The 20,313-nt window shown below is 66.6% G+C and carries 17 protein-coding genes; 6 read left to right on the top strand and 11 right to left on the bottom strand.

The window, feature by feature from the left end:
• Nucleotides 1–3: 3 nt before the first annotated feature.
• Entirely contained in the window at nucleotides 4–240 is a 237-nt protein-coding gene (locus A4H34_RS11190) for a hypothetical protein (RefSeq protein WP_050758758.1), read from the bottom strand.
• Nucleotides 241–371: 131 nt separating this feature from the next.
• Here A4H34_RS11190 and A4H34_RS02530 point away from each other — a divergent pair, with 131 nt between their 5' ends.
• Together A4H34_RS02530 and hrpA are read left to right on the top strand one after the other, a co-directional pair.
• Nucleotides 372–938, top strand: coding sequence for a hypothetical protein (locus tag A4H34_RS02530; RefSeq protein WP_156510220.1), 567 nt, complete (start codon nucleotides 372–374; stop codon nucleotides 936–938).
• A gap of 29 nt (nucleotides 939–967) precedes the next feature.
• Nucleotides 968–5,188 carry an ATP-dependent RNA helicase HrpA gene (gene hrpA, locus A4H34_RS02525; protein ID WP_231870924.1) on the top strand — a complete coding sequence of 1,407 codons (4,221 nt, stop codon included), beginning with the start codon at nucleotides 968–970 and terminating at the stop codon, nucleotides 5,186–5,188.
• A gap of 2 nt (nucleotides 5,189–5,190) precedes the next feature.
• Here hrpA and A4H34_RS02520 read toward each other — a convergent pair whose 3' ends face one another.
• The 10 genes from A4H34_RS02520 to A4H34_RS02475 form a co-directional block, all read right to left on the bottom strand.
• Nucleotides 5,191–6,249 (bottom strand): hypothetical protein, encoded by a 1,059-nt coding sequence (locus A4H34_RS02520; RefSeq protein WP_064230965.1) that lies wholly within the window; start codon nucleotides 6,247–6,249, stop codon nucleotides 5,191–5,193.
• A 133-nt stretch (nucleotides 6,250–6,382) separates the two neighbouring features.
• Complete coding sequence (locus A4H34_RS02515) at nucleotides 6,383–6,823, bottom strand: SprT-like domain-containing protein (protein ID WP_009197945.1); 441 nt, start codon at nucleotides 6,821–6,823, stop codon at nucleotides 6,383–6,385.
• Nucleotides 6,824–7,067: 244 nt separating this feature from the next.
• On the bottom strand, nucleotides 7,068–7,838 hold the full coding sequence (locus A4H34_RS02510; protein ID WP_064230964.1) for a DUF4352 domain-containing protein: 771 nt from the start codon (nucleotides 7,836–7,838) through the stop codon (nucleotides 7,068–7,070).
• A gap of 135 nt (nucleotides 7,839–7,973) precedes the next feature.
• Nucleotides 7,974–8,669 carry an N-acetylmannosamine-6-phosphate 2-epimerase gene (locus tag A4H34_RS02505; RefSeq protein WP_064230963.1) on the bottom strand — a complete coding sequence of 232 codons (696 nt, stop codon included), beginning with the start codon at nucleotides 8,667–8,669 and terminating at the stop codon, nucleotides 7,974–7,976.
• Nucleotides 8,657–9,631, bottom strand: coding sequence for an ROK family protein (locus A4H34_RS02500; RefSeq protein ID WP_064230962.1), 975 nt, complete (start codon nucleotides 9,629–9,631; stop codon nucleotides 8,657–8,659). The genes A4H34_RS02505 and A4H34_RS02500 overlap by 13 nt, the downstream gene beginning before the upstream one ends.
• On the bottom strand, nucleotides 9,628–10,557 hold the full coding sequence (locus A4H34_RS02495; protein WP_009197949.1) for a dihydrodipicolinate synthase family protein: 930 nt from the start codon (nucleotides 10,555–10,557) through the stop codon (nucleotides 9,628–9,630). Before A4H34_RS02495 ends, A4H34_RS02500 begins: the two co-directional genes overlap by 4 nt.
• On the bottom strand, nucleotides 10,527–11,522 hold the full coding sequence (locus tag A4H34_RS02490; protein ID WP_064230961.1) for an ABC transporter ATP-binding protein: 996 nt from the start codon (nucleotides 11,520–11,522) through the stop codon (nucleotides 10,527–10,529). Before A4H34_RS02490 ends, A4H34_RS02495 begins: the two co-directional genes overlap by 31 nt.
• Nucleotides 11,519–13,723, bottom strand: coding sequence for a dipeptide/oligopeptide/nickel ABC transporter permease/ATP-binding protein (locus A4H34_RS02485; protein ID WP_064230960.1), 2,205 nt, complete (start codon nucleotides 13,721–13,723; stop codon nucleotides 11,519–11,521). Before A4H34_RS02485 ends, A4H34_RS02490 begins: the two co-directional genes overlap by 4 nt.
• 1 nt (nucleotide 13,724) lies before the next feature.
• Nucleotides 13,725–14,684: an ABC transporter permease gene (locus tag A4H34_RS02480; RefSeq protein ID WP_064230959.1), complete on the bottom strand. Its 960-nt coding sequence runs from the start codon at nucleotides 14,682–14,684 to the stop codon at nucleotides 13,725–13,727.
• 232 nt (nucleotides 14,685–14,916) lie between these two features.
• Complete coding sequence (locus A4H34_RS02475; protein ID WP_064230958.1) at nucleotides 14,917–16,527, bottom strand: ABC transporter substrate-binding protein; 1,611 nt, start codon at nucleotides 16,525–16,527, stop codon at nucleotides 14,917–14,919.
• A gap of 66 nt (nucleotides 16,528–16,593) precedes the next feature.
• Here A4H34_RS02475 and A4H34_RS02470 point away from each other — a divergent pair, with 66 nt between their 5' ends.
• From A4H34_RS02470 to A4H34_RS02455, 4 genes are all read left to right on the top strand, one after another.
• Entirely contained in the window at nucleotides 16,594–17,391 is a 798-nt protein-coding gene (locus A4H34_RS02470) for a FadR/GntR family transcriptional regulator (RefSeq protein WP_064230957.1), read from the top strand.
• A gap of 210 nt (nucleotides 17,392–17,601) precedes the next feature.
• Nucleotides 17,602–18,279: a hypothetical protein gene (locus A4H34_RS02465; RefSeq protein ID WP_064230956.1), complete on the top strand. Its 678-nt coding sequence runs from the start codon at nucleotides 17,602–17,604 to the stop codon at nucleotides 18,277–18,279.
• Nucleotides 18,279–19,160 carry a carbohydrate ABC transporter permease gene (locus tag A4H34_RS02460; RefSeq protein ID WP_009197957.1) on the top strand — a complete coding sequence of 294 codons (882 nt, stop codon included), beginning with the start codon at nucleotides 18,279–18,281 and terminating at the stop codon, nucleotides 19,158–19,160. Before A4H34_RS02465 ends, A4H34_RS02460 begins: the two co-directional genes overlap by 1 nt.
• On the top strand, nucleotides 19,153–20,070 hold the full coding sequence (locus tag A4H34_RS02455) for a carbohydrate ABC transporter permease (protein ID WP_231870923.1): 918 nt from the start codon (nucleotides 19,153–19,155) through the stop codon (nucleotides 20,068–20,070). The genes A4H34_RS02460 and A4H34_RS02455 overlap by 8 nt, the downstream gene beginning before the upstream one ends.
• Nucleotides 20,071–20,313 lie beyond the last annotated feature (243 nt).

Genomic DNA, 20,313 nt, shown 5'->3' with positions numbered 1-20,313 from the left:
GACTCAGAATTCGACGGCGGCCGCCTCGATTTCGTCGTCGTCCTTTGGCGAGAATTTGGCCTTCGCCGAAGAATAGCCGGCCCCTGCGGCGTCGCGTGCCTTGCCGACCCCGGCCTGAACGGGCTTCGAGTTCCAGACCTTCGAGCTGACCTTGGCGATCTGCTCGTAGCGCTGGCGCCCGGCGCGGGCCCCCAGAACGTATCCGGCGGCCAATCCAAGTGCCAGAGACTTCACTCCCATAATCACTCCTAACTGTGCGTGTCGGTTCAGCATCGATTTTATCCGTCGATGCCGATCAAAGCTCAGAAGGGCCGCGCCCCCGTCAAATATGACCGAAGCCACACCTTATGGCTAGACTACTGCCAGGAGGAATGATGAGCGGAACAACGACGTCGGCACACAGTCCCGCGATCAGCGACGATCGCCTGAAAGCCGCCACCGGGCGGTCGCGCCAGCGATGGTTCGCGCTTCTCGACAAGGCCGGAGCCGAGAGCTGGGACCGAAGGCGCATCGCGCGCTGGCTGGGTGTCAAGCACGAGGTCGACGCCTGGTGGGCCCAGTCGCTCACGATCGACTACGAACGCGCCCGGCACCAGGGCAGGACGCGCAAGGGCCCCCTGCGCACGGGCGCGTGGAAGACGATTCGGCACCCGGCAGAGGCCGTGTGGCCGTTCCTCGACGACGACGACCTTCGCCGCGACTGGCTCGACTGCGAGTTCGGGGTGCGCGGGCGGACCCCCGGCAGGTCGCTTCGGCTCGAGGCCGCCGACGGCTCGCTCATCACGGTGGGCGTGCACGAGCTCGAGCCGACGTCCTCCGGCGAGAGCCGCACTCAGATCTCCGTGGAGCATTCGGGCTTGCACGACGCCGCCTATGTCGCCGAGACCAAGGAGTTCTGGAAGGCCTGCCTGGCCCAGCTCGCCGCGCAATTCGAGTGACCCGGGGGCACGTGGGAGAATTGGCCCGTATGCTTCGAGACAATTCCTCCGCCGATCCCCGCCCCACGCCGTCAGACACAGAGGGCTCCGCCAGTTCCGCCCGTCCCAGCGGGCAAGCGGGAGACCCCAAAGGCGCCGGAAACCCCGGAAGAAAGCGCTCGGATAAGCGACCCAATCATAAGCGCGACAAGAGCGACGGCGCAGGCCGCGAGCAGGGCCGCGACAAGCGGCAGGCGCCGCTCACCGCCGAGCAGGTGGAGGCGCGCAAGAGATCCGTGCCGAAAATCGCCTACCCCGATCTGCCCGTTTCCGCCCGCCGAGACGAGATCGCGCGGGCAATTCGCGACAACCAGGTCGTCGTCGTCGCGGGAGAGACCGGGTCGGGAAAAACCACCCAGCTGCCGAAAATTTGCCTGGAGCTGGGCCGCGGAACGAGCGCCATGATCGGCCACACGCAGCCCAGGCGCATCGCGGCCCGCGCGGTGGCAGACCGGCTCGCCCACGAGCTCGGCGTCGACCTCGGCGCGCAGGTCGGCTACCAGGTGCGCTTCACGGAGGAAGTCTCCCCCGGCACCCTCGTCAAGCTCATGACCGACGGCATCCTGCTCGCCGAAATCCAGTCCGACCCGGAACTTGCCCGGTACGACACGATCATCATCGACGAAGCCCACGAGCGCTCCCTCAACATCGACTTCCTGCTGGGATACCTGGCCCGCCTCCTGCCGCGGCGGCCCGACCTCAAGGTCATCATCACCTCCGCCACGATCGACACGCAGCGCTTCGCCAAGCATTTCAACGCACCCGTCGTCGAAGTCTCCGGGCGCACGTACCCCGTCGAAATCCGCTACCGTCCGCTTGTCGGGGACGACGGCGGCGAAGCGACCGACCAAGTAACCGGGATCGTCGAGGCCTGCGAGGAGCTCATGGCCGAGGGGCCAGGCGACATCCTCGTCTTCCTCTCGGGCGAGGGCGAGATTCGCGACGCGCAGGCCGCCTTCGCCGACGAACTCGGACGCAGGCACATCGAGCCGGGCGGGCGGTCCTCGGTTCCCGACGCCGTCGAGGTGCTCCCCCTGTATTCGCGCCTGTCGGCGGCCGAGCAGCATCGCATTTTCGAACGGCGCCCCCATCGCCGCATCATCCTCGCCACGAATATCGCCGAGACCTCGCTGACCGTTCCGGGCATCCGCTACGTCGTCGACCCGGGAACCGCTCGAATTTCGCGCTATTCCGCGCGAACCAAGGTGCAGCGCCTTCCGATCGAGCCGATCTCGCAGGCGAGCGCGAACCAGCGCGCGGGCCGCAGCGGACGCGTGGCGGACGGCATCTGCATCCGGCTGTATTCGCAGGAAGACTTCGACGGGCGCGAGAAGTTCACTCAGCCTGAGATCCAGCGAACCTCCCTCGCGTCGGTCATCCTCCAAATGCTTGCACTGGGATTGGGGAACGTCGCGGACTTTCCGTTCATCGACCCTCCCGAGGAGCGGGCCGTGCGCGCGGGCGCCCAGCTTCTGACCGAAATCGGGGCGATAGACGGCGCCCGGCTCACACCCGTCGGCCGGCGGCTGGCGAGGCTCCCCATCGACCCCCGGCTAGGGCGCATGCTCCTCGAAGCGGACAAAAACGGCTGCGCCTCGGAAGTGCTCGTGCTGGTCGCCGCTCTATCCGTCCAAGACGTGCGCGAGCGCCCAGCCGAAAAGCGCCCGCAGGCCGACCAGCTGCACGCCCGCTTCACGGCGCGCTCCTCCGATTTCCTCGCGTACCTCACCCTGTGGCGCTACCTCAACACCCAGCGTCGCGAGCTCTCCGGCTCGGCGTTTCGTCGAATGTGCCGCACCGAGTTCCTCAACTATCTGCGCTTTCGCGAATGGGCCGACGTCGTCGCGCAGCTGCGCCAACTCGCCAAACCCCTCGGCATTGACGCGGCGTCCATCGGCCTGCCCGGCCGCGCGCAGATAAGGCAGGCCGGGGAGAACGGCGCCCCCGCGCTCGGAGGCGCGCCCAATTCAGGCGCCGCAGCCGCGGCGTGCCGGGATTTCGGGCGGGGAGCGGACACTCCCGAAGCGGGCGCGATCCATCGCTCCATGCTCGTCGGCCTCCTGTCCAACCTCGGCAACTATTCACAGCGCTCGCGCGATTACGAAGGCGCCCGCGGCGCCCACTTCGTGATCTGGCCGGGCTCGGGGCTGAGCAAGCGCACCCCCGCGTGGGTCATGGCGGCCGAGCTGGTCGAGACGTCCAGGCTCTTCGCCCGCACGGTGGCCGCGATCGAGCCGCAGTGGATCGAGCCCTTGGCCAAGAATCTTGTAAAGCGAACGTATTCGGAGCCCTTCTGGAGCTCGCGGAACGGCGCCGCCATGTGCAAGGAAAAGGTCACGCTGTACGGGATGACGCTCGCTGCGGACAGGCCCGTGCTCCTGGCATCGACCGGCTCGGAGTCTGCCCGCGAGGAAGCCCGCGAGATGTTCATTCTCCACGGGCTGGTCGAAGGCGACTGGCGAACGCACCACGCGTTTCTCAAGGACAACGAGCGGGCCCTCGAAGAGGCGCGGGAGCTCGAAGAGAAAATGCGCCGCCGCGGCCTCGTCGCCGGGCCCGAAGCCCTCGCCGCCTTTTACGACGAGCGCATCCCAGACTTCGTGGTCTCCGGCCGGCACTTCGACTCCTGGTGGAAAAAGGCCAAACGCGACGATCCCCACCTGCTCGACTTCACCCAAGAGCTCCTGGTGGGCGAGGCCGAGGCCGACGAAAACGACTACCCCGCCGAATGGCGGCAGGGCGAGATCCGCCTGCCGATCGAATACTCCTTCTCCCCCGGCGCCTACGCCGACGGCGTCACCGTCACCATTCCCGTCACGCTTCTGCCGCAGGTGCGCCCCGAAGGGTTCGACTGGCTCGTTCCAGGAATGCGCGAAGACCTCGTGACGGGGACGATCCGCGCGCTGCCCAAACGCGTGCGCCGCCAACTCGTCCCCGCGCCCGACGTCGCCCGGCAGATCCTCCCGCTTCTGCCTCGCTGGGAGGACGTCGCCCACGGACAGGAGGGCGCGCCAAGCTTCCGCCGGGCCTTCGCCGAAGCCGTCTTTCGGCTTCGCGGCTTCTGGATCGACGACGCGGCATGGGAGGAAGCCCGGCTGCCCGAGCATCTCTCCGTCCTCTTCCGCGTGAGGTCCGAACGCGGCGCCGTGCTCGACGAATCGACGAGCCTCGAAAGGCTCAAGCTGGAACTCGCGCCGCGCACCCGCTCGGCGGTCGAATCCGTGGTCAAAGGCGCCGTCGCGCAGGCTTTGGACGAGGCGCACTTCCGACTTGCGGGCGGCGCCGCAGAGGGCGCCGCGTTGCCGCTCGGCGAGAGCCTCGGAGGCTGGCCGGACGCGTCCGGGGGCGTCATTCCGACGTCGGTCGAGACGACTGGCGCCCACGGAATGACGGTGCGCGGCTACCCGGCGCTCGCAGCGGGGGCCGACGGCAAAGTCAGGCTTGACGTCTTGGCCGATCCGGCGCTCCAAGCCCGGGAACACCGCCGCGGGCTTGCAGCTTTGCTGGCAGCGGCGATCGCCCTGCCCGAGGCTCGGATCACGAGCCGCTGGCCGGGAGCTCAAGCGTTGGCGCTCGCGGGGAGCCCGTACCCTGACACGTCCGCCCTGGTCGCGGACATCCAGTTGGCGTCGGCCCGCAATCTCGCCGCGAAGTGGGCGGCCGAGAACGGCCTCGACGTCGCCGACGTCCGCACGCGCAGCCAGTGGGACGAGCTGCGCGCCTGGGCCAAGCAGCGCCACGAGGACGAGGTTTACCGAATCAGCCTCGACGTCGCCGAGATTTGCGCGCGGCGGGCCGAGGTCGACAAGTGGATAACCGAGAGCCGTTCGCCCGCGCTGCTGGCCACCCTCGCCGACGTCAAGGAGCAGGTGGCGAACCTGGTTCCGTCGGGTTTCGTCTCCCGCACACCCGCTGCCAGGCTGCCGCACATCGAACGCTACCTTCGAGCTGCGTATATCCGCATCCAGAAGGCCGCCACGAATCCCTCCGGGGACGACGCGCTGGCCTGGCAGATTCAAGACGTGAACGACAAGGTCGAAGCCGCTCGAGCCGCCGCCGCTTCACGTGCCTACGACCCGAGCGCCGCGGCGGCCTTGGACGAGGCCCGCTGGATGGTCGAAGAGCTGCGGGTCTCCCTTTTCGCCCAGCAGCTCGGGACGAACGGCAAGGTTTCGGCCAAGCGCATCGCCAAGGTCCTCGCGCGGACTTGACCTTAACCTATCGGCTCCTCGCATCGGTAGGCGACCTTCTTCGGGTAATGATCGCCGGGAGTGCGGACGTACAGCTTCATCTTCCCGGCGTTCGGGGGATCCAGTGCGCTGAAGTACACCCACCCCTCGATCGGCTTTCCTACTTCCACGTATTTCGACGACGTCAACGCTCCTTGAGAACTGTCTTCAACTTCGAACATGAGGTTGTTGGACGACGGATCGCCGACGTAGAACCTGTAATCAAAGGGGTATGTGCGTTGCGACCCATTGTTGGTCAACCGAATCTTGACGCCGACGTAGGCCTCATCGTCTTTGTAGTCTCGACTGTTGGCAACCTTCACTTGTTCCCGGGCGTCGGCTTTGTATTCGAGAACCTGAACAGTGGTGTCCTGGAGCGTGTAGGTGTCGCCCTGTTTCGTCACCGGCTTTATCTGGTAGCCGATCTGCCCCAACGGGTCTTGAGGATCGTTGCTTTGCGTCGTGTCGTCGTCGGTCGGGTCCGTCGTGTCGTCGTCGGACGGATCCGTCGTATCGTCGTCGGTCGGGTCCGTCGTATCGTCGTCGGTCGGATCCGTCGTCGTGACGCTGGGGGTCGGATCGGCCTCGGGCTTGCTCTTTCCGAACACGCCGGTCGCCCAGAGCGCTCCGACCACGACGCCGACGACCGCTATGACCGCCACTACGACTATCGCGGGCGAGACTCTCCTCCTCGGCTGCTGGAAGGCGGCTCCGGGCGGGTATCCGGCGCCGCCGTAGCCCATCGCCTGTCGCGGGTCGCCGAACGGAGGGCCCCCGGCCGGCGGCTGGGAGAACGGGCGGGAAGACCCGGGCGTGACGCTCGGCGCGTAGTCGTACTCCCAGGCCGCCGCATCGGGGGCGGAGGCCTGGCTCGGCGCGTTGGGGCTGTTGGAGGCAAAGGCTCCCTCGTAGCCGAGGGGCTGCTGGTTGTAGGGCGCGCCTGATTGAGGCCCTTGCTCAGAACTCCAAGGTCCGGTCCCAGCGGCGTATCCGTCTCTTCCGGGTTCCTGCCGTCCCCCGGATCCGTATGAAAAATCTGTCATGTCATTCCCATCGTCGTGTCTCGCCCAGGCAATCGACCCGATGCACTCTTGCAAATCGACGCTATCATGCTAGCACCGTATCCTACCAGTGTGAAAAGCGCCTCCACAATGTGCGTTCGGAGGTGCGCTCCCCTTACCGCCGCACCCAGCGCAGCTGGAAGCGCTTGTCGAAACGGGGGGAACACCTGGCGCACGACACCGGGGACCTCGGCCGACGGAAACGCTCGACCGTATGCCCTTCCGGGCACCGTCCGATCCACGGCGCGGGGGGCATCGGCAGGCCGCGCGCCGACGCCCGCGGCAAAGCCCCGAGTTTTACGGCCATCTTTTTCCACACGGGGTCGTGTCCGTGCTCGGGCCCCACGAGAGCATGGGCGATCTCGTGGAGGACCGTGTCCCGCACCTGATCGACCGTGCACAGCGGAACGATGAGCGAAGACAGGGAGATCGTGCGTTCAGCATATCTCGTCACACCAGCACGGCGCCGGGCCCGATCGAAATCGAGCCGCCACCCGTGCAACCCGTGTCCGTCCATCAGCTCTCGCGCCATGGACGCCGCTTTCGCCATTTCCATAAGATCACCTTAACAAAATAAAAGCAATTAATCAATACGATCTGATTTAAAACAACTATTAAGTAGATCGTATAAAAATATGAGGCTTTTAATCACATTTAAAAGCGCGATCAGATATTTAGTTGCATTAAAAGTTAAACTTTCTAGTTATGTTGCGTGACGCCGACGTCGGTGGCGGTGCGCTGCCAACTTTACTCCCATCGGGCCGAAGCGTCTCCTAAAAAGGCCCTCAAACCCAGCCGGATCATCTGAGCGTCACAGGTTCGCTGACTTCGTAGAAAACCATGCCCGAGCTGTCCGACGTTCCGAAGAAAAACTTGGCCTCCTGCAGGTCCTTGTTCACTTTGAAGCGCAGCTTGACGGTGGTTTCCTCGCCCCCCTTGAGCGTTATGCCCTCGTCCAGGCCCTCGTCGCCCTTCGACGAGCTGACAAGGCCGCGCTCGGAATCGACGAGGACGAAATCGACGTCGTAGAAGGGAACGTCGCCCGAGCCCGCGTTCCTGACTTTGAGCGAGGCCTCAACGAAGTACTCTGCATCTTTTTCCGAGGGCGCCGTCTCGCCCTTGTTTCGATCGACTTTTCCAACGACGACGCGGGAGAACGACTCGGCCTCGACCCTGAGCGGGCCGCCCGTCCAGCCCTTCCCGTCGGAGAGGGCCGCATCGATTTTCGAGGACGTCGCCTTGGCCAGGATTCGTGAGGCGCTCTTGCCCTTGAGGCCGGCGACTTCCACGGTCGCAGCGTCCGTAGGGATTCCGCCGTCGCCGCCCGCGCCGTCCGCCGAGGAAGCAGCCGACCGGGTCTCGGACGCACCCGCCGGCGTCGCCCCGTCCGCTGGATCCTCGCCGCGGTCGGACACCAGCCAGCCGAGCATTACAACCGACCCGAAAGCGAACGCGATCGCCACCGCCAGTGCCTGCCCGCGGTTCGCAGAGGGCTTCTCCCGTCCGCCTGAATCGTGGAAGGACTCGCTGAGCTCGGACTCACCTTCGACGGAAGAACGCGGTAGCGGCATCGTTTTCCTTTGCAGTTCGCATATGGGCGGCGGGCAACCGACAATTTCCATTACGCTACGGCAGTCCCGCGGGAAAGTACATGGGCAACGCTCCCCGCCGGCGAGGAACGCGAACGGCTCAGAACGCTGCGGGCCTCATCGCTTCGCGCGTTCGCCCCCTCGCCGCACGGAGTCATCGAACCATCCGGTTATCGTCGTCGGATGCGTGACGGCCGTTCCGACCACCGCCGCCCACGCGCCCGCTGCCATCACGGCCTCGGCGTGTTCGGGGGTGTGGATTCGGCCCTCGCATATGACCGGAAATTCTGGGAACTCGGCGACCATGAGCTCGAGCAGTTCGACGTCGGGCCCGTCGGTGCGAGGGCGCTGGCCCGTGTAGCCCGCAAGCGTCGTCGACAGGATCGCGCATCCCGCTGCGGCGGCCCGCCCTGCGTCGTCGATGGAGCCGCAGTCCGCCATGACCAGGACGCCCTCGGATTTCAACGCCCTCACGGTTTCGGCGAAAGTCAGGCCATCGGGCCGCGGGCGCCCCGTCGCGTCGACGGCGACGACGTCGGCCCCGGCGTTCGAGCACGCTCTGGCGTGGCGCAGCGTGGGCGTGATGTAGACGCCCTCGCGTCCCTCTTTCCACAGGCCGATGACGGGCACTTCGACCCGGCCCTTGACGGCTGCGATGTCCGCCAGTCCCTGACACCGGATCGCGGCGGCCCCTCCGCGCTCGGCGGCGAGCGCAATCTGTGCCATCGTCTCCGGGCAGCGCATGGGCTCGCCGGGATAGGCCTGGCAGGAAACGATGAGGCGGCCTCGAAGCGAGGCGATCAACGGGTGCATTCTTCCTCCTGAAACTCAGCGGCGTAGGCGAGCGCGCCCAGCAAGGGGGCGTCCCCGCCAAGCGTTCCTCGCACGAGCGGGACGCCGCGTACGGGATCCATTGCCTGCCGGCGATACCCGGCTCGCAGGGGCGCCCACCAGTATTCTCCGACGCCGCTGAGGGAACCGGACAGCACGATTGCCTCCGGGTCGAGGCAATTGGCGAGCGACCCGAGAGCCTCTCCGAGGGCGGCGCCGGCGTCGGAGAAAGCCCTTTGCGCTTCGACGTCGCCCCGGTCCGCCAGGCGGCGAAGCTCTGCGCCGTCGTTCACGTCCGGGGATCCGCCGCGAGAACGATAAAGGCGGACGACGCCGGTTCCGGAGGCGACGGGCTCGATGTGGCCGTCGCGCCCGCACGAGCATGCGAAGCCCTCGCCGAGCCGGTGGCCGACGTGGCCGACGTGCCCGGCGAGGTTCCGCGGGCCGAACAGGACTTTTCCCTCGGCGACGATCGCCCCGCCGATTCCCGTTCCGACCGCCGCCACCAGCGCGTTGCGCAGGCCTGCGCCCGCCCCGAACCGCATTTCCCCGAGCGCGTGGGCGTGGACGTCGTTGAGCACGAACGCGGGAACTCCGAGGGCTTCGGCGAGGGCCGGGCCGAGAGCCGTCCCGGCCCAGCCGGGCATGAGGTCGGTGGCGGAGACGACCGTGCCCGTCGCACGGTCGATGACTCCGGCGCTGGCCGCTGCGACGCCGGCCAGCGGGCCGCCCGCCTTCCGGGCGACCTCGCGGGCCAGCTCGAGCGCCGTCTCCACAACCGCCGCGCCCCCGCGGCGCGGCCGGGTGGGTCGGGTCGCCCGATGGCGCACGGAAGGCTGACCTGGAGTGCAGACTCCCGCCGCTATCTTCGTGCCTCCGATGTCGAGGACGAGGCGCCGTCCCTCCGCCTCCCCCTCGGGCGAAGGCTCCGCCGCGCCGCTCATCGCGCAAGCATCCCCGCGGCGACGAGCACGTTCCGGACGGCTTCGACGTTCCCGCCCTCGAGCGCGCGCACGGGGCGCGGCATCTGGTTGGTCTCGAACACGCCCAAAAGCTGAAGCGCCGTCTTGAACGCCCCGACGCCGGCGCCGAAGCCCACGGCGCCCTCCGTCACCGAGGTGATCGTCATGAGCAGCGCCAGCCTGTCCTGGATTTGGGCGACAGCGTCCCAGTCGCCTTCGCGGTAGGCCTTGTACTGCTGGACGTACCCGTACGGATCGACGTTGCCCAGTCCGGGAACGACGCCGTCGGCCCCGGAAAGGAATGCGCCGTCGACGACGACCTCGTGGCCCGTGAACAGCTTGAGCGGGCTTCCGGCCGCCCGATTCTTTTGGACGAGGAAGCGGAAGTTGACGTCGTCGCCCGAGGAATCCTTGACACCCGCGAGGACCCCCTCGCTTCCGAGCCCGACGAGCATGTCCGCGTCCAGCTTCTTGTGGACGCACACCGGCAGGTCGTAGGCGAACAGCGGAAGGTCGACCTCTTCGCGAATGGCGCGGAAGTTGGCCTCGATCTCGTCGGGGCCGCCGAGCGCGTAGAAGGGGGCGGTCGCGACGACGGCGTCGGCCCCGAGCTCGCGCGCTGCGCGGGCGTGTTCGACCATTCTCTCCGTCTGAGCGTCGATGACGCCCACGAGCACCGGAACCCGGCCCGCGGCGGCCTCGATGCCCGTCTCGACGATCTCCCTGCGGCGCGAGTCGGTGCAAAACACGACCTCGCTCGAGGATCCGAGAAGGAAAAGGCCGTGCACCCCGCGGTCGATCATTCGATCGATCGACCGCTTCAAGCTTGCGCGGTCGAGTTCGCGATCGGCGGTGAGCGGCGTGACGACGGGCGGGATCACTCCGCTGAAGTCGGCGTGGGCTGCCATGTGCTCTCTTCCTTTGCTGTACCGCGCGATTCTTCATCCGCGGATGCGAGGTCGTCTGGAATGCTCGGGTGCAAAAGCGAAGGCGCCGCACTCAGGAGCTTGCGTGTGTAGGGATCCTGCGGGTCGGCCAGCAGCGTCGCCGCCGGCCCCTCCTCGACGATCTGGCCGCCGTTCATCACAACGATCCTGTCGGAAACGTAGCGCACGGTCTGGATGTCGTGGCTGATGAACACCATCGCCAGCCCGAGCTCGTCCTTCAGGTCGGTCAGGAGGTTGAGGATTTGCGCGCGGACCGAGACGTCGAGGGCCGACGTCGGCTCGTCGGCGATGATCGCCGCGGGCTTGATCGCGAGCGCGCGTGCGATGGCGACCCTCTGGCGCTGACCGCCGGAAAGCTGGCCCGGGAGGGCGTCGAGGGCCGACGTCGGCAGTCCCACCAGCGAGACGAGCTCGCGCACCCGCGCCTCGCGCTCCCGCTTCGTCCCGACCTTGTGCACGTGGAGGGGGTCGGCCAGCTGGTCGCGAACGGCCATCCTCGCGTTGAGGGCGGTGGCCGGGTCCTGGAAGACGACCGATATGACCCGCCCGATGGCGCGCCTGTCCTCGACCGTTCGCTTGGTGACCTCGCGGCCCTGGAAATAGACGCGGCCGGCGGTGGGCTTTTGCAGCCCGCACATGACGTTGGCCGTGGTCGACTTGCCGCAGCCGGACTCGCCGACGATGCCGATCGTCTCGCCCGGCATGAGCTTGAGGCTCACCCCGCGCACGGCCCTGATGGACTTTCCTGCGGTCCGCGTTCTAAACGTCACGTGGACGTCGTCGAGCTCGATGATCGGCCCGGACCCGCCGCCGCGCCCGCGGGGCGACTCTGCCGAGCCGCTCTCAACGGGATGCGCGACGTCTGCGGGAGCGGAACCGGCGACCGAGCCCCCGGCCGTCCTCGCCAGAAGGGTTTCGGCGCTCATTTTTCCTCCTCCGTTTTTAGTGTGGGGCGCCCGTCTTCGGGCGCGGCGCTCTCGTCGCGCACACGGCCGACGCCGTTTGCGGCGCCTTCGTCGCGCGCAAGGCCGAGGCCCGGCGCGGATGCGGGGCTCGCATTCGGCGCGCGATCCGGGCTGGCAGCCGAAGGGATCGCGATCGCAGCGGACACGGCCGCTGCCGCGATCGCCGCGTACCCTTCGGGATGGTCGGCGTAGAAGTGCCAGCTGCCCTCGACTCGGCGCATGACGGGCCGTACGTCGCCGCCCACGCCGGGGTGGCTCGAGCGCGGGGCGAAGCGGTCGCCGGAGGGGAAGTCCTTCGGGGACGGGACCGTGCCAGGAACCTGGTGGAGCCGCCCGAAGGCCGCCTCGATCGAGAGGACCGAGCCGAGAAGCCCGCGGGTGTATTCGTGGCGAGGGTCGGTCATCAGCTCGACGGTCGAGGCCTGCTCGACCACCTGGCCCGCGTACATCACCGTGATGGAGTGGGCTGCCTCGGCCACGAGGGCGAGGTCGTGGGAGACGAACACCATCGCAAAGCCGAGTTCGTCGCGCAGCTTGTTGAGCAGTTCGATGACCTGCTTTTGCACGGTGACGTCGAGGGCGGTGGTGGGCTCGTCGGCGATGACGAGCTTGGGGTCGCGGGTCAGCGCCATGGCGATGAGGACGCGCTGGCGCTGGCCTCCCGAGAGCTCGTGCGGATAGGAGTTGAGGGTTCGGTGGGGGTCTAGCCCGACGAGCTCCAGCAGATCCTCCATCGACCGCGTTCCCCCGCGTTTGGTCAGCTGTTTCATCTGGGATTTGATGAGCATCGACGGGTTGAGGGAGGACAGCGCGTCCTGGTAGACCATCGCGAGCTCGTGCCCGCGCAGCGCGTTGCGCTCTAAGGGCGAGAGCTCCAGGAGGTTCTTGCCGTCGTAGAGGATCTCGCCGGAGATTTCGGCCCGGGGATCGAGCAGGCCCATGATTGCAAGGGATGTGATGGATTTTCCGCAGCCCGATTCGCCTACTAGGCCCATCGTCTCGCCCGGCCGCACCGAGAAGCTGACGTGGTCCACCACGTTGACGTCGCCGTGGCGCGGGAACCTGATGCAAAGGTCCTTGACCTGAAGAAGCGGCGGCTCCTCGGAAACGGGAATGTGGCGGTCTTTCCTCAGGGTCTCCATTTCCTTGAGGGCGTCGAGCCGGTTGCTCAGCGCCTCGGCTTGGAGCCTGTGCGCGGCCACGGGGTCCACGAGCATCTTGTCGGCTTCGCGTTCGGCGTCGGAGGAGGTCTCGGGAACGTCGACCGGGCCCTTCGGCGCGGCGACTATGGCGTCGGTCATCCCCTCCGAGAGCACGTTGAGGCACAGGACCGTGAGCATGATGGCCAAGCCCGGGAAGAGGGCGGCCCACCAGTAGTTGTAGATGACGCCGGCGCGGGCGTTTGCCAAGAGATTGCCCCACGTCGGCGTCGGCTCCTGGATGCCGGCCTGGATGAAGGAGAGCGACGCCTCGAAGACGATGGCGTCCGCCACGAGGACGGTTGCGAAGACCATGATCGGGGCGACGCTGTTGCGCGCCACGTGCTTGACGAGGATCCAGGGGGCGCGGGCGCCGGAGACGACCACGGCGTTGACGTAGTCCTCGCCGTATTCGGCTATGACGTTTGCGCGGACCACGCGGGTGATCTGCGGGATGTAAAGAAATCCGATGGCGAGGATGATGACCGGGAGGGTTGTGCCGAACACGGAGATGAACACGGCTGCGAGCGCGATGCCCGGGAAGGACATGACGATGTCCATGATCCGCATGATCACTTCGGAGATCCACTTGCGGGAAACGGCTGCCACCGAGCCGATCACGGCGCCGCACAGCAGCGCAAAGGCAGTGGCGGCCAATCCGATGACGAGCGAGTACCGGGCGCCGTAGAGCATGCGCGAAAGGATGTCGCGGCCGCTTCCGTCCGTTCCGAAGAGGAACGTCAGGTGTTCCTTGGCCGCGCCGACCCACACCTCGTGCGTGCCGGGCTCGAGGTTCTTGCCGAACGTCGCGTACGGATCGTGCGGCGCCGCGATCGGCGCGAGAACGGCGAGAAGGGCCATGAATCCGAGGAAGACGAGCGAGATCTTCGCTCCGGCATTCATCGCCCTCCAGCGGCGGAGGCGAACGCGCCCCTCCATCTTTTCGGTGAGCTTGCGGCGCATCTCAGACCTCCCTGATTCGCGGGTTGACGAGGACGTAGAGCATGTCGACCAGGATGTTGACGACGATGAACGACAGGGCCACGATGAGGGTCACTCCCTGCACGAGGGCCGGGTAGTTCTCTTTGACGCCCTCGAGGATCGCCCGTCCCATGCCGTTGAGATTGAAGATGATCTCGATGACGACCGCGCCTCCCATGAGGTATCCGATGCGCAGGCCCAGGACCGTGATCGGCGTGATGAGGGCGTTGCGCAGCACGTTGCGCGAGACGACGACGCGTTTGGGGATTCCCGCCCCGATGGCCGTGCGCACGTAGTCTTTGTCGAGCTCTTCGACGACGGCTGTGCGGATCACCCGGGTGAGCGACCCCGCCACGGGCACGCCCAATGCGAACGCCGGCAGCAGCATTCGGTTGAGCCACGCGCCGGGATCCTCACTGAAGGGGACGAGCTCGCCCGAAACGTCGAAGATCGGGCTGTTGATGGCGAAGGCCAAAATGAGGAGGACGCCCAGCCAGAACGACGGCGTCGCGATGGCCGCGATGGAGAAGACGCGAATCGCCTTGTCCGGCCACCGGTCTCGGTAGAGGGCCGCGACGACGCCAAAGAACACAGAGATGACGACGGCGATCAGCAGGCCGAGGAAGGTGAGCTGAAGCGTCACCGGAAAGGCTTCTGCGACTCTGTCGCTCACGGGGGCGCGATTGGCGCCGTAGCTGCCGAGGTCGCCCTTGGTGAAGAAGTTCCAGAGAAAGGAACCGTAGCGAACGAAGAACGGATCGTTGAGGCCGTGGCTTTCGCGGTATTCCTCCAGCGCCTTCTGAGACGCTCCTTCGCCGAGGGCCGTATAAGCCTCATCGATCTTCGAGAAGGACATGAGGAAGAACACGAGGAACGTCACGCCGAGAACCATGATCGGCAGCGCGACGAGGCGCCGTCCGATGAGTCTCACGAGATTGTTCACGAGGATCTCCTGGTGTTGCGCACCGGCCGGCAAAGCCCGCCTGACGCACGGTGGTTGCGAGCGTCCGGCCGCTGCGGGCCGCACGCGTCATGACGATGTGATGGTTGGTCTGGTAAAGCGAGGGGCCGGGAAACGCCGGGCCTGGCCCGGCGGCGGGCGAGCCGGGCGGCGGGCACAGGCAGAGGCGCGCCAAGGACAGGGGCGGCGAGCGGCTGCCCGCCGCCCCTGCAGATCACTTGGCTCCGCTTTCGCTGCCAGCACCGGCGCCGACGAAGTCGATGCCGGTGGTGCTGATCGGCGCGTATGCCGAGACCTTCTTCGGGTAGTAGGCGGTCACGACCTTGCGGTGGAACAGCGGGTAGAGGGGGACGTCCTTGGCCACGATGTCGTAGGCCTCGTTCCACGCCTTCTGCTGCTCGTCGCCCGTCGCGCGGACGGCCTTGTCAAGCGCTGCGTGAAGCTTCTTGTATCCCTCGGAATCCTTCCACTGGGTGCGCTTTTGGGTCCAGCTGTTGTCGCCGTACCACCAGTTCATGAGAAGGTCGGGGTCGTTGCCGAAAACCGACGGGTCGCCGGGGGCCAGAACCATGTCGAAATTCGGATTGTCGACGTCGGTGTAGTCCTTGTAAAGGGAGCTGGAGGCGAGCGCCTTCAGCTCGACCGTCACGCCCACCGCCTTGAGGTCTTCGACGATCTGCGGCGAAAGCTTGGTGATCCACGTGTGGTCGGTGGTCAGGAGCGTCAAGTGCAGGTTCTTGACTCCGGCCTCCTTGAGGAGCTTCTTGGCCTTCTCCGGGTCGTACTTGTAGACGGTCGAAGCCTTGTGGTAGTTCGGGTGGGTTTCGGGGAGGAAGGACGACGCCGCCGTCGCCGTGCCGGACGTGCCGAGGTCAATGAGCTTCTCGGTGTTGACGGCGTAGAAGAGGGCCTGCCGAACCTTCGGGTTGTCGAAGGGCGCCTTCTTCGTGTTGAACATGAGGAAGGGCAGGTTGAAGCCCTGGACCTCGGTGATCTCGGCGCCGGCGGACTTCAGGAGGTCGGCGGACTCGGCGGGCACCGACTCCATGACGGAGACGGTCTTCTGCTGCATCGCGGTCACCCGGGCGGTGTCGTCCTTGAGGATCTTCCACTCCATGTGCTTGGCCTTGGCGGGCTTGGAGCCGTTGTAATTCGGGTTGGGGGCGAAGGCGATGTGCGTCGAATCGATCGCCTCGTACGCCCACGGGCCCGTGCCGATCGGCTTGGAGGTCAGGGCCTCGTCGGAGGCCGCGGCCGGAACGATTTTGACGAGCGAGAGGCGGGCCTTGACCAGCGAGAAGGGGTAGTTGAGGTTGATTGAGACGGTCGTGTCGTCCTTCTTCTGCACGTCCTTGATGAAGGAGAGCATCGGCAGATAGATGTTTCCTTCCTTCATCGAACGCTGGAAGGAGGCCACGACGTCGTCGGCCGTGACGGGCTTTCCGTCGGAGAACTTCGCTCCGTCGCGGAGCTTGACCTCGTACTGGGTGTCGCTGACCTTGACCGGGTCGTCTGTGGCAGCGAGGGCCTTGTACGGCTTGTACGTGTGCATGTCGAGTTCGTAGAGCCCCTCGACGACGTGCCAATTCGCGCCCTGCGCCAACGCCGAAGACGTCGACGACGGATGGTAGTTGTTCGTCTCGTAGGCGACCGCGGCTTTGATGTCGCCGCCCGTCAGGAGCTTGTCGGTAGGCGAGGGAGCGGCCGTCGGAGCCGGAGACTTCGACGTCGAGGAGGCGCCTCCACTGCCTCCACAGGCGCTCAGCGCGAGCGTGCACGCGGCCGCCACGGCCAGTGCCCTCGCGCCAAACCTCTTGCGATTCATGGGTATTCCTCTCCATTGAGTGTAGTGAGCGGTGCGCCCCCTAAGGGTATCGCGTATACTCAGCATATGATGTCTGACAAATTCTTGCAACAGATCATCGCCGAGTCGTCTGACATATTCCAAGATCCGCGGGGCGAATCCGCCGCGGCGACGCCCTTCGTCAACCGCTCCACTGCAACGATGCAGGCGGTGCGCGCCTACATCCTCTCCCACGACCTCCAGCCCGGCTCCCCGCTGCCCACCGAGGCGGTCCTCTGCGCCGAGCTCGGAGTCTCGCGCTCGTCCGTGAGAGAGGCCCTGCGAAAGCTCGAAGCCCTCGACATCGTCCGCGTCCATCAGGGGCGCGGCACGTTCGTCGGCGACATGTCCCTGCGCCCCCTCGTCGACACGCTGATTCTCCGCTCCTCGCTCACCTCGGGCTCCGGGGCGGATTCCCTGGCCGACGTCGTCGCCCTGCGGAAGTACCTCGACCTGGGAATCTCGGCCGACGTCGTCGCGGCGCTCAAGGGGACGGAGAACCCCGTGCTCCACGCGGCCGTGTCCGCCATGGATGAGAAGGCCGCCGCCGGCGAACGGTATCTCGAAGAGGACGCAACCTTCCACTCGGGGATCCTGGACGCCGTAGGGAACTCCATCGCCAAGCAGATGGTCTCGGCGCTGTGGCTCGTGCACATGGCGGTGATCCCCGACCTCGCCGAGCACATCGAGGCCGGGCTGGAAGCCACCGCCCGGGCGCACCGCGCGATCCTCGACGCGGCCGAGGCCGGCGACCTCAAGGGGTACAGAAAGGCCGTTCGCGCCCATTACCGGCCCCTCGAAGAGATTCTCGCCAGGCGGCGCACGGCCGAGTCGCAGCCCGAGTAGCGCTCGTTTCGGTCGGCGCAGCCCAAGCAAGGCTCAGTCCGGGCGGCGCAGCCAGAACAAGGCTCGGTCTAAGCAAGGGCAGCCCGCGCGCGACCGCACGAGCGCGAGCGGTGCGGCGGCGGCTTCCGGGAACGCGCGAAGGCTGCGCCGCGCGAAATCGAGCGGCGGGCAGGGCATAGACTGGAGCCACCCCTTCGATCGAGGAGCCGCATGTCTACACAACACCCCGTCCGGGACGTCCTGAGTTCCGCCGTCATTCCCGCGAGCCGCCCCATCGACAATCTGCGGCGCGCCGGAACCGGCTTGTTCGTCGGCAACTGCATCGGAACGGTTGTGGCCGTCCTCGCCTACGGCGACCGCCTGACGAGCGGCAACGTCCTGTACGTGGGCCTTCTCCTGTTCGGGCTTTCCTTCCTCTTCCTCGCCCCTTGGATCGTGCGGCCGAAAGACGGCCTGGGAGCCCCCGTCGTCGCGCGGACCCTCGCCACCTCGGAGTCCGTGGAGTCGAGGCTCACCAGGCGCGGCCTGAGGGTCCCCGTCGTCGTCCAGCCGGTCGACGGCGCGAAGCCTTTTCGATCGATCGTCACCCTCGGCGGGATGCGCAAGAAGCACGCCAAGGACCCCGAGGTCGGGACCCTTCTGGCGCTCCAGCAGGTCGAGCCCGGCAAGGGCGAGCTCGCCGCCGTCGACGAGCCTTCCGCGCGCCAAAAGGAGCTCATGGCCCAGCTCAAAAAGCAGCCGCGCAAGCTCAAATCGGACGCGCCCATCCTGCCCATGCGCCGCAGCCCGCTTTCGCCGAAGCCGGGGTGGGCCGGGGGAATGCTCGCATCGACGTGTTTGCTCGGCATCACGGTCGCATTGGGAACGATCTTCACGGTGACCGCTTAGTGGCTCGGGCCCGCGGCGAGAGGCTGACCGCCTTCGCCATGCTCTCCCCCTCTCTCGTGGGCGTGGGGCTCTTCCTCGTCGCGCCGATTTTCTTCATCCTCCTCGCCTCGCTGACGGACTGGAACCTCATATCGCCGCCGCGCTTCGTCGGCCTGGACAACTACGCGCACATCCTCGGCGACCCCGGATTCCGGCGTTCGATCCTCGTCACCGCGGCTTTTTCCCTCATGGCGATCCCTGCGGCGGTCACGGCGGGCCTCCTCATCGCCGTCGCCCTCAACCGCAAGCTCCCCGGATCCGGCGTTTTCCAAGTGCTCTACGTCCTGCCGTGGGTCTGCGCTCCCCTCACGCTGGGAATCGTGTGGAAATGGCTTCTCGACCCCTCGAACGGGCTCGTCAACGCACTTGTCGGCGACAGAGTCGAATGGATGAGCGACGCCTCCCTCGCCCTGCCGACCGTCGCCTTCGTCTACGTGTGGCAAAACGTCGGCTACATCTCGCTGTTCTTCCTCGCCGGCCTGCAGGCGATTCCCCAGTCCGTCGTCGAGGCGGCGAAGCTCGACGGCGCCGGGCCGGTCAGGCTCCTGACGCGCATACGCCTGCCGATGCTGCGCCCCACCACGTTCTTCGTGCTCGTCACGTCTTTTATTTCCTCCTTTCAAGCCTTCGACCTCGTCTACGGGCTGACCGGGGGAAACCCGGGCTATCCGGGCGGGACCACGGACGTCGTCGCCGCGCAGATCTATCGGACGGCCTTCGGCGCCCCCAACCGGATCGGGCGCGCGAGCGCCATGGCGGTGGTCCTCCTCGTCTTCGTCGTGGCGGCGACCCTCATTCAGCAGCGCCATTTCTCGAAACGGACGGTGTACGAACGTGAGTGAGAACATGCGAGGCGCCGCCGGGCGCGCACGCGGCGCGCAGATCTCCGCCGAGCCGAAATCGCCGGCCAGGCGGACGCGCAAACGGGCAAGCTGGTGGGCGGCGACGTTGGCGACCTACGCGTTTCTCGCCGCCGGGGCGATCCTGACGGTCGCACCTTTCGTCTTCTCCGTCTTCACCAGCCTGAAAAGCCCGGAGGAGTTCGCCGGCGGCGACCCGCTTTCGCCGCCGTCCTCCCCGACTGTCGAGAATTACACGTCGCTGTTCGGGGACCGTGCGAACTTCGTGGTTCCGCTGGCCGTGACGGTCCAGGCGGTCGCGGTCTTGACCGTCGGCCAAATGGTCTGCTCCGTGCTAGCCGCCTACGCTTTCGCGCGCCTGAGATTTCCCGGCAGGGAGTTCATCTTCTGGACCTACGTCGCAACCCTCATGGTTCCGGCGGTGGTCACGATGATCCCGCTGTTTGCCGCGCTCACCCACGCCGGGCTGAAGAACACTTTCGCGGGACTCGTCGTCCCCTTCCTTCTGGGCTCCCCTTACGCGATCTTCCTCCTTCGGCAGAACTTCCAGGGGGTTCCGAGCGACGTGCTCGACGCCGCCAAGCTCGACGGCGCAGGCCACTGGCGCACCCTCTGGTCGATCATGCTTCCCATGAATCGCCCGATTCTGGCCACACTCCTGCTCATCACCGTCGTCTCGCAGTGGAACTCCTTCATGTGGCCGTCGATCATCGCCCCGGAACCGACGTGGCACGTGTTCACGGTGGCCACGCAGGCGCTGCAGCAAGAGCATTCCGACGAGTGGACGCTTGTCATGGCCGCGACCGTCCTGGCGCTTGCGCCCCTCATCGTCCTCTACGTCGTCTTCCATCGCCAGATTGTCAGATCCCTGGGGATCTCGGGGCTTCACTGAACCGCCGGGCGCCGGGCTCGCGCGATTCGCGCCGCGGCCCTGCCGACCGGAGCGGACGTGGTCCGCAGTGCGAGCCCGGCATGCAATGAACACACGGGCCACCGAAAAGAAACAAACATCGCATACGTATCAGTAATCACTGCGGCGCGCTGGATGGAATACAACAACTGCCCAATGTGTTCTATAGGATAAAAGACACAAGATCACCGCATTCAACCTCCTCGAACACCGCATTTTCGAGCG

It is taken from the genome of Peptidiphaga gingivicola (genome assembly GCF_001652275.1).
Classification (GTDB): domain Bacteria; phylum Actinomycetota; class Actinomycetes; order Actinomycetales; family Actinomycetaceae; genus Peptidiphaga; species Peptidiphaga gingivicola.
This window is presented reverse-complemented; position numbering and strand designations above follow the sequence as displayed.